The sequence below is a fragment of the Pseudomonas marginalis genome (assembly GCF_008692035.1).
Lineage (GTDB): Bacteria > Pseudomonadota > Gammaproteobacteria > Pseudomonadales > Pseudomonadaceae > Aquipseudomonas > Aquipseudomonas marginalis.
On record NZ_VTFG01000001.1, the window covers coordinates 3951792 to 3964769 of the forward strand.

The 12978-nt window shown below is 66.0% G+C and carries 9 protein-coding genes; all 9 read right to left on the reverse strand.

The window, feature by feature from the left end; genetic code table 11:
* Positions 1 to 40: 40 nt before the first annotated feature.
* From FX984_RS18610 to tssJ, 9 genes are read right to left on the reverse strand one after another with little or no spacing between them, the layout of a single operon-like run.
* On the reverse strand, positions 41 to 1225 hold the full coding sequence (locus FX984_RS18610; protein ID WP_146476960.1) for an ABC transporter permease: 1185 nt from the start codon (positions 1223 to 1225) through the stop codon (positions 41 to 43).
* Positions 1225 to 1929, reverse strand: coding sequence for an ABC transporter ATP-binding protein (locus FX984_RS18615; protein WP_092355884.1), 705 nt, complete (start codon positions 1927 to 1929; stop codon positions 1225 to 1227). The genes FX984_RS18610 and FX984_RS18615 overlap by 1 nt, the downstream gene beginning before the upstream one ends.
* Positions 1929 to 4937 (reverse strand): serine/threonine-protein kinase, encoded by a 3009-nt coding sequence (locus FX984_RS18620; RefSeq protein ID WP_146476958.1) that lies wholly within the window; start codon positions 4935 to 4937, stop codon positions 1929 to 1931. Before FX984_RS18620 ends, FX984_RS18615 begins: the two co-directional genes overlap by 1 nt.
* Positions 4934 to 5653 carry a PP2C family protein-serine/threonine phosphatase gene (locus FX984_RS18625; protein ID WP_027608272.1) on the reverse strand — a complete coding sequence of 240 codons (720 nt, stop codon included), beginning with the start codon at positions 5651 to 5653 and terminating at the stop codon, positions 4934 to 4936. Before FX984_RS18625 ends, FX984_RS18620 begins: the two co-directional genes overlap by 4 nt.
* Positions 5654 to 6307: a type VI secretion system-associated protein TagF gene (gene tagF / locus FX984_RS18630; protein WP_027608271.1), complete on the reverse strand. Its 654-nt coding sequence runs from the start codon at positions 6305 to 6307 to the stop codon at positions 5654 to 5656.
* Entirely contained in the window at positions 6304 to 9804 is a 3501-nt protein-coding gene (gene tssM, locus FX984_RS18635; RefSeq protein WP_146476955.1) for a type VI secretion system membrane subunit TssM, read from the reverse strand. Before tssM ends, tagF begins: the two co-directional genes overlap by 4 nt.
* Complete coding sequence (locus FX984_RS18640; RefSeq protein ID WP_027608269.1) at positions 9801 to 11090, reverse strand: DotU family type VI secretion system protein; 1290 nt, start codon at positions 11088 to 11090, stop codon at positions 9801 to 9803. The genes tssM and FX984_RS18640 overlap by 4 nt, the downstream gene beginning before the upstream one ends.
* A 6-nt stretch (positions 11091 to 11096) precedes the next feature.
* Positions 11097 to 12431, reverse strand: a complete 1335-nt coding sequence (tssK, locus tag FX984_RS18645) for a type VI secretion system baseplate subunit TssK (RefSeq protein ID WP_146476953.1) — start codon at positions 12429 to 12431, stop codon at positions 11097 to 11099.
* Between the two features lie 19 nt (positions 12432 to 12450).
* Positions 12451 to 12960: a type VI secretion system lipoprotein TssJ gene (gene tssJ / locus FX984_RS18650; RefSeq protein ID WP_027608267.1), complete on the reverse strand. Its 510-nt coding sequence runs from the start codon at positions 12958 to 12960 to the stop codon at positions 12451 to 12453.
* Positions 12961 to 12978: the final 18 nt, after the last annotated feature.

Sequence of the window (12978 nt, forward strand, 5' to 3'; positions counted from 1 at the left end):
CAGCGAGGCCAGGCTCAGCGCCACAACGGCGCCCAGTAACTTATACATCTCTGATTCCTTCAGAAGCCTGGATACGCGCCACTCGCCAACCACCACAGGCTGCCGCCACGGCGCTGACGCCAAGGACTGCAACCAGGGCCAGGCCATAGTGACGCGCCAGCAGGTGGCTGGCGTGTTCGCCCGGCACCTGCACGAATAACTTGTTCAACGCCGCCTCGGCCAGGCCATACAGCCCAACGCTGAGTAAAGCGGCAAACCCTGCGCTGTACAGCGCCTGCAGCACCACAAACAACAACAGCGCGCCGGTGGAAAACCCCAACAGGCGCAACACCGACAATTCCCGGCGCTTGCGCGCCACAGCGGCCAACACCCCGGCGAAGATCGCCGCAAACGCGCCCGCCAAGGCCAACCCGGCGATGATCCAGAAGACGATCGACAGGTTGCGGCTCAGCGACTGCACCTGGGCGATCGTCTGTGCCTGGGTCGATACCAACAGATTCTGCCCGGCGAAAAATACCCGCAGCGGCTCCACATCGGCCAGGCTGCGCGCATACAAGCGAAACGCCGGATACACCCGCTGCTCGCTCACACCCACCTCATCACCGGCCCAGCCCAACGCCGGTACCGCACGGCCATCGCGGTAATCTTCCGCCGCTTCCAGCAATCTCAAATCGGCAAACAACCCATCCCGGGCGAAGGCTTCCAGCGGCAGCACCGCCAGTACCTGCAAGCGCGTGCGCTGGGCTTCTACACGCCCCGCCACTTGCCGCGCAAAGCTGGTCTCCAGCCAATCCCCTGGCCGCGCCGCAAGCTTCTCGGCAGCGGTGTGGCTCAGCACGATCCGGTCCAGGCCCCTGGGCATCGGCAGGCCGCTGAGCAGCGGATCACCCGCAGCGGTCGGCAGCATTTCCAGGGTCAGCGTGCCCACCTGCGCCGTCGCCGCAATCTGCCGCGTGCGCGGTAAGGCGAACGCCACATCGCTGCGCTGGCCGAGCTGTTCGACAAATGCGCTGCTGAATCGACCACCGCCCAGCGGAATAATTTCACGGGTGGCCGGATCGGTCTCCAAACGTTCGGTCAAACTGCTAACCAGTCCAAATTTCAGGCCGAACAACACCAGCAACGGCGCGATCACCGCCACCAGCGCCAACACCGAACAGGCCGACATCCAGGCATCGTTGCGATAATCCTGCCAGGCCAGGGACGCCACCAGAGGGATGCGCATCAGCACGCCTCCCCAAGGGTCGCGGTGACGCCGCCATCGGTATCGCGACGGCAACTGATGCGCCGCACCTGCAAGCCACTGGTACGGGCCAAGGGTTCGTCATGGGTGGCGATCACACAGGCGGTGCGGTGCTCGCGGGCCTGGGCCAGCAGGGCCTGCATCACGCGCTCGGCGTTCAGCGGGTCAAGGGACGCCGTCGGCTCATCGGCCAGCACCAGTTGCGGTGCATGGGCCAGGGCGCGGGCGCAGCTCACACGTTGGCGCTGGCCCACCGACAACGCGGCCGGCTTCTTGGCCAACTGGTCGCTGATCTCCAGCTGTTCCGCCAGGCGCGTCACGCTGCCGTCGTCTTTCAACCCCAGCAGTTGCCGGGACAGCGCGATATTGCTGCGCACATCCAGAAAGCCCAGCAGCCCGCCGGTTTGCAGCACATAGCCCAAGTGCTGGCTGCGCAGCGCGGCCAGGGTGGATTGCTGATCGGCGCGCCACAGTCCACCAATGTCCTGCCGGTTGAATTCGAACCGGCCCACCTGATCCGGCGCCAGTACCAGCGCCAACAGATCCAGCAAGGTGCTCTTGCCGCACCCGCTCGGCCCGACAATCGCCAATTGCTCGCCGGCACGCAGGTGCAGCGCCGGGATCACCAGGCTGTAACGCTGGCTGCCGACACCCCGGCTCTTGTGCACCGCGCTCAGGTTCAGCATTACGGCAGCGTCGACAACGGCACGCGGTACAACGCATCGCCCGGCTCGGCATCGCCGAAACGGACCCAGTTGGCCACGTCATTGTGGAAGGTTTCGTAGAGGCGGATTTTTGAATCCAGCTCGTCGATAAAGTCTTCCTGCTCGGCCACGCTCAACGATAACCACAGGTCCTGGGTCATGTTCAGCGACTTGCTGCGGTACGGCAGGCCTTCAAGGTATTCGCCGAGAATGCCGCCGTCGGCCAGGTTGCCGCCCTTGCGCAGGGCTTGGGGGTCGCGGCTCATATAGGCCGAGGCGCTGGCGATTTCCTGGAAGAAATCCTTGGGCGAGGTCTGGGTCTTGCGCGCCGCATCGACGATCAGTTTCAGCGACTGTTGCAGGTCATTGAGCTGCAGCTTGGTCAGCATCACGCACACCTGGAACGCCGGCAGCGCGGGGTTGGTCAGGTCGCGGTCGGCGGTCCAGGCACTGACCAGCTGCGGCGCCTGGCTGGCGTTCCGGCGCCCGAGGAAGTCCATGTGCATGGCATAGCCGACCGCTGCGGATTTGTCCGCCAGGCTCGGCGCGGCACTCAGCAGCGGCACCGCTTGCGGCGTATTGCTGCGCACCTGGTGCACGAGGTTGGCGAACACACTGCCGATCTCGTCGACACGCTCGCCCAGCTTGCGCACATCGCCACCCGGCACGGGCGTGTACAGGTCGCCGATCTGCGGGTTGGCGTCGGCGGTGAGGATGCGATATTGGCTCTCGGCGCCGGCGTGGGTTTTCTTGCCCGCGTCGGTGCGCAGGTGCAGCGCGTAGATCTTGATCTGCTTGCCCAGTGCGGCCTGGCGCACTTCGGCTTCGTTCATCTGGGTGGCGGCAAACGGGTCGTTCTTGCGCAGCGCGCCCGCATCGGTGACCAGCAGGATGATACGACCGCCGTAGCCGGACCAGTCCATGCCGTCCACGGCCTGCATCACCCCGGCAAACGCGTCCTCGTTGAAGGAGTGGCTGGACACGGTAGACGCCTTGACCTGGCGCGCCATGTCGAGGAAGCGTTGCGGGTCACGACCCTGGTCGAGGCTGATCAGGGTCTTGGCCACGTATTCCAGGCCTGGGGTTTTCTTGATGCTGCTCCGGAAACCGACCATGCCGAAGCTGACACTGTCCAGCTCGCCACGCTCGGCGATACGGGTTTGCAACTCGTGCACCACGTCGCGGATCTGGTCGATGTAGGGCTGCATGGAGACCGTGGTGTCCACCACCAGCACCACGGCAGTGCGGAAGGCGTCGGCATTGGCGTTGATCACCGGGGTCGATGGTTTGGCCGCAGCGTTGCTGCCCGGGTCGATGGAGGCGACGTTAAGCAACTGCACCGGCTGGCCGTTTTCGTCGAAGCTCTCCTTGGCGTCGAAGATCGGCAACAGGTAGAACTGGTTCTGCGGCACCGCGCTGGCGGCCGGCTCCAGGGCCAGGACCTGGCCGTTGTCGTCGCTGTTCTTCTGCGCCTTGGCCAGCACGCCTTTGGCGGCGGCTGGATCGGCGAGCAACTTTTCCACTTCGCCGGATTGGCGCAGGAACATCACCGGCGCCCGGCCGGAGCGTTCGGTGAACTTGAGCACGAGGCTTTGCTTCCAGTCGCTGACCTGGGCGGCCGGCAACCAGCCGTCGCTGCGGCCATCGGTGGCGGCACCGACGCGCACCCACGGGCTGCCGTCGACGTCTTTGCGCTGGTACACATACAGCACGGAGAACGCCGGCAGGGCCTTGCCCGGCGCGCCGCCGGCGTCATCCGACAGCTTGGCGCCGGGCTTGCTGAGGACGCGCTGGAACAAAGTCTTCTTACCGGCCATCAACAACGGCCGTTGGCCGCCGTCCACTTCGGCGGCCGCAGTGGGCGTTGCCGCGGGCACGTCGGCGACCGCCGCCGGGGGCTTGGCCTGAGGCACGACGGCAGCCGGCGGCTTGGCCGGTTCATCACTGCCGCTCAACCACCAGTAACTGCCGCCACCAACGGCCAATGCGACGGCCACCGCCACGGCGGCCAGTGCCAGCACCGGCCCACGGCGTTGCTCGGACACGGCCTTGTGCTGGGTCGGCGTTACCACCGGCTGGCGTACCGGTTGCGCCTGGGGCCTGTCGGTCGGGATGTCGATGGTGACCGGGGTCATGCCCGCCAGATCAAAACTCAGCGGGATCGGCAACGGCCGCACCAGCGTGGCCTCCGGCGACTCCGCAGGCAGGTTATCCAGCGCCTGCAGCAGCGCCGCCGCATCCGGGAAACGCTCCGCCGGGTCCTTGGCCAACAGCTTGCGCAGCACGCCCTGATAGCGGCCGTGGTGCACCGGCAATTCCGGCAAGGGTTCGGTCAGGTGCGCCAGCGCGGTGGACAGCGCATCGTTGCCGTTGTACGGCAGCTTGCCGACGAGGATTTCATACAGCACCACGCCCAGCGCGTAGAGGTCGGCACGGCCATCGATCTCCTGGCCCCGCGCCTGCTCCGGGCTCATGTAGCTCGGCGTGCCCACGGCAAAGCCGGCCTGGGTGAATTGGGTGCGGTCGTCCAGGGACTTGGCGATACCGAAGTCCGACAACACCGCCGTGCCATCGGCGCGGAACAGGATGTTTGCCGGCTTGACGTCGCGGTGCACCAGCCCCTGGGCATGGGCATAGCCCAGCGCCGAGGCGATCTGGCGGATCAGCGTAATGCCCTGCTCCGGCGTCAGGCCGGCGGCGATGCGCTCCTTGAGCGTGCCGTTGGGCAGGTATTCCATGGCCATGTAGTACAGCTCACCGACATTGCCGATGTCATGGATGGTCACCGTGTGCGGGTGGGACAGCCGCGCCAGGGTCTTGCCCTCGCGCAGGAAACGTTCGCAGAAGCTCGGGTCGGCCGCCAGCGCCGCCGCCATCACCTTCAACGCCACCTTGCGCTCCAGGGAGCGCTGGGTCGCCAGGTACACGCTGGCCATGGCGCCTTCGCCGATCTCGCCGTCGATGTCATAGCCCGGAATCACAATGTTCATGCCGATACCTTCACGACGATGGCGGTGATGTTGTCCGGCGCGCCACGGTTGAGGCCCAGGTGCACCAGGCTGCGCACGATTTCATCCGGCGCGTCGTGGCTGAGCACTTCGCGGATCTCATGGTCTTCGACGGTCTTGTTCAGGCCATCGCTGCACAGCAGGTAGCTGTCGCCGGGGGCGATCAGCAGGTCGACCACCGCCAGTTCCAGCTGGGCTTCCACGCCAATGGCGCGGGTGACGATGTTGGCGCGCGGGTGCACGCGGGCATCGGCTTCGCTGAGCAGGCCGCTGTCCTGCAGGTCCTGGACGTAGCTGTGATCGCGAGAGATGCCTTCGAGCACGCCGTCGCGCAGGCGGTACAGGCGACTGTCGCCGGCCCACAGGCACACACCGCGCAGACCGCGCGCGGCGAGCACCACCACCGTGCTGCCCATCATGGTCACGCCACGGTTGGCGGTTTCTTCACGCACGGCGGCGTTGATGCGGGTCAGGTCATTGCGCAGGGCTGCCGAGTACTCGTCGAGGGAACGGCCCATCGGCACGCTGCGCAGGCTGTCGACGATCAGGCTGCTGACATAATCCCCCGCCGCGTGCCCGCCCATGCCGTCGGCCACCACCCACAGGCGGTTTTCCGGCAGGTCCAGGCATGCGTCTTCGTTGACCTGGCGAACCATGCCCACATGGCTTTTGCTCGCGGATTTGTACGTCGACCCCATCTACACCACACCTTCTTGTCCGAGCAGAAACTGCGCAAAATCGCCGGCGGCAGGCAGGCCCTGACACCGCAATAAACCAGGGGAAATCGTCTGCGAACCACGCCCCCACCACAGGCTCGCACCGTCGCAGGCCTGTTCGGCGAGCGCGGTCATGCGCTGGTGCGGCACGCTGGCCGCCACGCGCTGCAGGCCGGCGAAACGGCTGTCCACCGCACGCGGCTCGGTCGCCGGTAAGCCCAGGTCGTCGAGGCCAGCGTTGAAGCGTTCAAACGTCGCGCCGGCATCCAGGGTGCTGAGCAACAGCTCTTCGGCCTGCTCGAACCAGCTGTCCGGCCCGCCCACCAGGGACGCCGGGTTGATGTCGTGATCGAGCAAGGCGACCACCGCCAGCGGGAAATAGCGCCCGACCCGGTCAATGCTCGGCATCACCACGCCCGCCGCCGCGTCCGGCCCGCACACGCCGGGCGCCAGCACAAAGCGCCACAGAGGGCTGACCAGGTACGCATTGAGCCAGTCGGCGCCGAGGCTGTTCTGGCTGGCGAGCAACCCCGCCGCCAGCCAGCTGTCCCACGGGCCGATAAAGCTCTGGGGCAAGGCACGGCTGACGAAATCTCCGCGACTGGCCAGCTTGCCGTAGAAACCCAGCGTCGTCATAACCGCTCCGGCAGGCTGAAGCCACTGAGCACGCGGCTCTTGAACGGGTTGAAGGCGCTGTTGGCGCGCAACTCGTAGGCGATGCTCGCACCGTCGACGCGCAGGCGCAGGTTGAAGCGGTCCGGCGAGTTGCCGGCGGTGAGGTCCGACTGTTCCAGCAGGCGGAACCAGGCCCACGGCCCGTCCAGGGTCACGCCCGAGCGGCCACTGGCCGACGGCGGCATGATCGAGATACGCACCACGCCAATGCTGCCGGGGTTCGGCCATTGCATCGCCACCGGGCGGCTCGGGCCGTGGTCGTAGCTCAATTGCTGGCCGTCGAGGTCAAGCAGGAACTGGGTGATGGTCGGGTCCATCGACACCGGCTTGAGTTCGAAACGTACGATCGGTTGGGTGCCACCGGAGCGGAAAAATGCATCGCGGATCGTCGCCGCGCGCTGGAAGGTTTGCAGCACGCCCGGCGCAATCCCGAGTTTCTGTGCCGCGCCCGGCTGCCAGCGCCAGGTCTGTGCCGAGGTGTCCACGTACGGCTGCAGGTATTTGCGGAAGTAGTTGTCCATCACCCCGCCCACACCGAAGAACTGGCCGAAGTCATCCAGGGTCGCATCCCGCGCACTGCCCGGCGACATCGGATAGCGGCCGGCCAGGGACTGACGGTACACATTGACCACTTCGCTGACCCACGCCGCGTTCAGTTGGTTACGCACCCCGCCCATCATGCTGTTGGTGGTGGAGTTGACCACCGACTTGACCATGCCCTGCACCAGCGGCGGTTGGCGCTCGGCGTTCAGGCTGACCCGTGTGGCCGCAGCCGCCGCCTGGTTCTTCGCCTCGCCAAGCAAGGCATCGCCGCTGGCCCCGACCATGGCGCTGACCTGCACATACAGGGCGTTCATGTCCGACAACAGACCGTCGATGGCCGCCGGTTCACCTTCGTTCTTGCTGACGATGCTGTTGAGTTCGGCAAAGTGCGCGGTCACCGGATCATCCGCTGCAGCCGGCGCATTGGCCGTCGGTTGCTCCTGGCCGAGCAGGCTGCCGAGGCGCTCCTTGAGCTTGTCGACGCCACCTTCCACCGGCACGCCTTTGGCGGCCAATTGGCGCTCTTCGGCTTGCAGATCGGTTTCCTTGGCCACGGCCACCAGCAGTTTTTTCAGCGGCGAACTCGGCCCGGAAATCACCCGCAGCACATCGGCCGCCTGGGCCACGCTGGTGATCGGCACAAAGTCGATATCGGCGAGCAGCGCATCCCACTGGCGCTGATAGTCCTGGAAATACAGGCGACGTACATCGGCGGCCAGGCTGACCACGTTCTGCTGATCGGCCTGCTCATGGCCCAGCACCCATTGCTCTTCGGCCAGGGTGCCGGTCTGGTTCAGGCTGCTGAGCAAAAACGCCTGGCGATAACCCTTGGCGGTGAAAAAGCCACTCAACGGCTCGCCCAACGGCTTGCCGCTTTTACGGCTGAACACCAGCGCAGCGTCACGGCCAGCGGCTTCGTTGATACGGAAGTCCGGGATGCCTTCGGGCAGTTTCTGGCGCTTGACCCGGTCGTAGACACGCTGGGCCACCGGCAGTTGTTGCAACTGGCGACGCAGATCGTCGATCAAGCGCGGGTCAAGGCGCGCATTCGGCGGATGGCGCTCGAACAGCGCCTGCAAGTGCCCGCTCAACGCCTGGCGCTGATCGGCCGGCAGGTCGCGCGGCAGGTTGCGGTCCCAGTCGAGGGCGATCCAGGCCTTGATGAAGTCCGGGTCGTAATGCTCGCTGTCGGCGAGCATCAGGTAGGCCTTGAGGCCTTCGTAGAGGAAGTCGGAGTTGCCGCCGCCGTGCAGTTGCTCCTCGATGCGCGTCACCAGGCGCGGCGCAAACACGGCGATCAACAGCTTGCGATAGACGCTGGCGGACTCGGCTTCAAGCATATCGCCCTGATACAGCCCCAGGCCTTCGGACCAGCTCGGCGAATCCCCCGCGAGGTTCTTCACCGCATTGAGCAGCGGCAGCACCGCGAGCACTTCACGCTGTGCCGAGCTGAGGTTCTGGACGGTCTGGCCCAGTGGCGCGACCTTCTGGTCGACCTGGGCGATATACGCCTGGTTGGCGCGATAACTCACCCACCACAGGCTGCTGACCACGATCACCAAGGCCACGGTGGCCGCGAGTACACCGCGTGCGATCCACGTGCGCCGACGCTCGACTTTCGGATTGACGCCCACCAGGCCACGTTCGGCAAAGGCTACGGCGGTGAAGAGTTTTTCGATGAAGTAACTGCGCCCGGTGCCGCTCTGGCGCGCCAGGTGCTGGCGGTCCAGGTTCATGCTCTGGGCCATGGCGCCGATCAGGCGATCGATCGGGCTGCCTTCCTGGGTGCCGCTGGTGAAGTACACGCCGCGCAGCAATACGCGTTCTTCAAAGGCATTGGGCTTGAACACGCCTTCGAGGAAGCTTTGCAGGCAGTCCTTCAATGCGCCGAACTGCTGCGGGAAACCGTAGATCAGGTCGCGCCGCGCCGGGTCGCGCTCCTGTTGCAGGCGCTCCACCAGGCGTTCGTTGAGGCGCTGCTCGAGGCCGGCGAATTCGCTTTGCAGGTGCGCCAGGGGGCTGTCGCTGTTCTTGCCGTCGTCCAGGGCAAAGGTCATGCCCCAGACCTGGGCGCGTTCTTCCTTGCTCAGGTTGTCGAAGAACTCCATGAAGCCCGGCACCAGGTCGAGCTTGGTCAGCATCAGGTAGATCGGGAAACGCACGCCCAATTGGGTGTACAGCTCCTGGATACGCAGGCGGATCGCCGCCGCATGGGCCGCGCGCTCGGCATCGGTGCCCAGCAGCAGGTCCGACAGGCTGATGGCGATAAAGGCGCCATCGATGGGCCGGCGCGAGCGCTGCTTTTTCAGCAGGTCGAGAAAGCCCAGCCAGGCGGCTTTGTCCACCGTCGAATTGCTGTCCTGGGTGGTGTAGCGGCCGGCGGTGTCGAGCAATACCGCCTGGTCGGTAAACCACCAGTCGCAGTTGCGCGTACCGCCGACACCGCGCACCGCCCCGGCACCCAACTGGGCCGCCAGCGGAAAGTGCAGCCCGGAGTTGACCAGCGCCGTGGTCTTGCCCGAACCCGGCGGGCCGATGATCACGTACCACGGCAGCTCATAAAGGTTGCGACGTTCGTCGCCACCGAGCTTGGCCTTTTTCAGCAGCGCCAGGGCTTCGTCCATGCGCTGGCGCAGGGTGGTGAGCTCTTCGGCGGTGGCCACGCTGTTGGGGTCGGCCGGGGTTTCGGCCGCCAGGCTGCGCATCACTTCGGCCGCCTGGCGCCGCGCCTGGATGATGCGGAACACGCGGTAGGCGATCCACACCGCAAACACCAGGATGATCAGCGCCCAACGGCGCCCTTCCGGCACCAGCACGTCGAGCAACGGCCCCACAAACCAGATGATCAGGCTCAGGGCGATCAGGCCCAGCACGGGGATCACCCAGCGAATCATGAAACTGAAAAACGCCTTCACTCGACGCCCTCCGCCAATACGGTGATTTCAACCCGACGATTGCGGGCACGGCCTTCGGCAGTTGCGTTGGTCGCCAACGGCTCGGTGTCGCTGCGGCCCTCGGCACTGAAGCGATCAGCCTGGCCGGTCTTGGCCGCGAGGATTTCCAATACCGACTTGGCCCGCGCTTCGGACAATGCCCAGTTGGACGGGAAACGCAGCGTAGCAATCGGGCGGTTGTCGCTGTGCCCGGTGACGCGCACCTGGCCCTTGACCTTGCGGATGGCGTCGGCGATGCGCAGCATCAGCGGCTGGTAGTCATCGACGATGCTGGAACTGGCGGACGCAAACAGCTCATCGCCACGAATGGTGACCACGGAGCGGTCGACCTTGTCTTCCACCGCGACGCGACCGGCCTTGATGTCTTCCGCCAGGAAGCCGGCCAGACGCGGACGCTCGATCACTTTGGGCTGTGCCACCGGACGGTCGATGGCCTGCACCGGGATCTCGCCCAGGGCATGGATGTTCTTGAACACCGGCTCGGCCTGCGCCGCCAGCAGCAGGCGCAAGGTGAACAGCAAGGCCAGCAACAACGCCAGGCCGATCGCCACGGCGATCCAGGGCGGCATGAACTGCGCCAGCCGATCACGCGCGACGGTGACGCCACGCCAATGGGGCGACAGTTCGCGCTCGTGGTCACCGCGAGCACTGCGAATCGCCGCCGCCGTGCGCTCACGCAAGGCTTCCAACTGGCTGCGACCGTCGTTCATCACGCGGTAACGGCCTTCGAACCCCAGGCACATGCACAGGTACAACAGCTCCAGCAGGTACAGGCGCTCCCGTGGACTTTGCAGGCAGTGGTCGAGTAACTGGAAGACTTTTTCGCCCCCCCAGGCCTCGTTGTGCACGGTGATCAACAGGCTCTGCTTGCCCCAATCGCTGGTGCTGCCCCACGGCGTGCTCAACACCGCCTCATCGAGGGCGGTGCACAGCGCGTAGCGCGCCAGCAGCACCTCGTTGCGGGCCACGCCAGCGGCTTCGGCGCGTTCTTCGAACTGGCGCAGGTACGCCAGCAACTGCGCGCGCAGGCTGGCCGGCGCCGGGTGCGCGATGGTGTTGCGCAGGCGCGTCAACAGCGCCAACAGCGGGCCGGCGGCGCTTTCCAGCGGGTTCAGGCCCTGGCTTTTGCCGGTGAGAATCGGCGCGGCCGGCATCGACAGCGGGGCCGGCTCGGCACGCGCGGGTTCCGGCGCGCGGCCACCCGGGCGCGGCATGAACTGGGTGCGGTCGTCATCATTGGGATGCATCGCGGATTATCCTCGGATCGCCCAGAAGGCCAGGTTCAAGCCCGGGAACTGCCCGGCGATATGGAAGGCAAAACCACCGGAATTGCCCAGTTGCTGCCAATGCTCGCTACCACGGTCCAGTTCGTAGTACGTCGAGCCTGCGTGGTACGGCAGTTGGCGCGGCGCCACTGGCAACGGCAGCAAGGTGATACCCGGCAGTTGCAGGTTGACCAGGTCGCGGATGTGCTCCACCGAACCGACCTTGCTCTGCTGGCCGAAGCGCGCACGCAGGGTTTCGCCGGGCACATCGGCACGGACCACGAGGATGAAGCTGGCGCTGTCGAGCAGGGTCTTGTCGGCCAGCATGGCCACGTGGACGCCGTAGGCTTTCTCGACAATCGGGATCGGCGTGGCCTTGCTGTCGATCAGCATCGACAGGGCTTCGCGCAGGGCCGCCATGACCGGGGCGAAGCTCAGGGCCAGGTCGTCGTGCTGGTATTGCGGGTATTCCTGGGGACGACGGCCTGAAGTGGAAAAGGTCGAGAACTCACCGGCCAGGCTGACCAGTGCGCTGAAAAAGCGCTCCGGGTGCAGCGGGCTCAACTGGCTGAAATGCTGGATCAGCGGCTGGGCGCGGTTGACCAGTTGCAGCAGCATGAAGTCGGCGATCTCCGACGCACCGCCGGCCCCAGAGGCAACCACGCGGCCCGCCAGGGCTTCGCCGCGCTGGTGCAGCAGGCCCAGCAGTTCGCTGCGAAACGCGCTCAACGGCTTGCTCGCGGCCACGTCCAGCACGGGCGGGATGTAGCTGTCGTCGAGGACCAGCGCACGGTCGGCGCGTTTTTCCTTGATGCGCACCAGGCCCACGGCGGCGTAGTCACTGATGCCATCCTGGGCGGTCAGCAAGCGCAGGGCCCGGGAACCCACGGCCACCGGCGCGCGGTTTTCGAACGGTGCGTTGTCATCCCGCACTTCGCGCACCTGGCTCACGTAGCGCGCGGCTTCCAGGGGTTCGCCTTCATCCACGGTGTCGCGGGCCCCCGCACGCTTGAGTGGCAAGGCCAGGTAGACCAGGCCATCGCGCAGGTTGTCGTCGATGTTCAGCGGGCTGGGCGCCAGGTCATCCTGGGGAATGTTGAACGGCGTGCCGTCGGGCAACAGGCCGCGCGCCGAGACGATGGCCAGCTTGCCCTGGGCCAGCAGGCCCTGGTCGATCAGCAATTCGGAAAACCCCCAGGCGCCGGCGGACAACGGGCGGCTACGGGCGTCGATCAGGTTTTCCAGGTAACGGTCATGCTGCTGGAAGTGCTGCGTTCCGATGAACATGCCTTCCGACCAGACCACGCGATTGTTCCAGGACATGGGGAGCTCCGATTGCTTCTTATTGGGCAGGGCTGGATGGGGTGACCACGACGTCGGCGCGCACGGCACGCACATCGAGGCTGATCTGGTATTCGGTGTATTGGCGCGCCGGCACGTTGATCACCGTGCGCCATTGCGCGCGGTCCAACTCGCGATAACCCACCAGCAAGCCGATCTGGCGCGTGGAGGGGTCGAGGTCGCGCTGGATGCTCAGTTGCTGGCCGGGTTGCACCATGACTTCGTCCTGGTCCAGCAGGTCCAGGCCGAGGGTCGATTGCGCACGGTCGGCCAGGGCGAAGTAATCGGAGCGGGCGAAGGTGGCGGCGTTCTTCAGTTCGAAAATGCGCACCCGCACCGGCGCGGCCTGGCCGTTGGCGCCGGGGTTAAGCCCGGCAATGGCGTGGAAGTGCAGCTCGACGGCGGCGGTGTCCACTTCAGCCTCAGCAGCCGTTTCGGGTTTGACCGCATCCTTGCTACACGCGGTCAGCAGCAGCGCGGTGGCGACTGCGAGTAAAAACCTGGGAATCATCCTGCGTCCTCAATGACG

Coding starts and splice junctions, on each gene's coding strand:
- FX984_RS18610 (WP_146476960.1), bottom strand. CDS start 1,225: ATGCGCATCCCTCTGGTGGCGTCCCTGGCCTGGCAGGATTATCGCAAC.
- tssJ (WP_027608267.1), bottom strand. CDS start 12,960: ATGATTCCCAGGTTTTTACTCGCAGTCGCCACCGCGCTGCTGCTGACC.
- tssK (WP_146476953.1), bottom strand. CDS start 12,431: ATGTCCTGGAACAATCGCGTGGTCTGGTCGGAAGGCATGTTCATCGGA.
- FX984_RS18640 (WP_027608269.1), bottom strand. CDS start 11,090: ATGCATCCCAATGATGACGACCGCACCCAGTTCATGCCGCGCCCGGGT.
- FX984_RS18625 (WP_027608272.1), bottom strand. CDS start 5,653: ATGGGGTCGACGTACAAATCCGCGAGCAAAAGCCATGTGGGCATGGTT.
- FX984_RS18615 (WP_092355884.1), bottom strand. CDS start 1,929: ATGCTGAACCTGAGCGCGGTGCACAAGAGCCGGGGTGTCGGCAGCCAG.
- tagF (WP_027608271.1), bottom strand. CDS start 6,307: ATGACGACGCTGGGTTTCTACGGCAAGCTGGCCAGTCGCGGAGATTTC.
- FX984_RS18620 (WP_146476958.1), bottom strand. CDS start 4,937: ATGAACATTGTGATTCCGGGCTATGACATCGACGGCGAGATCGGCGAA.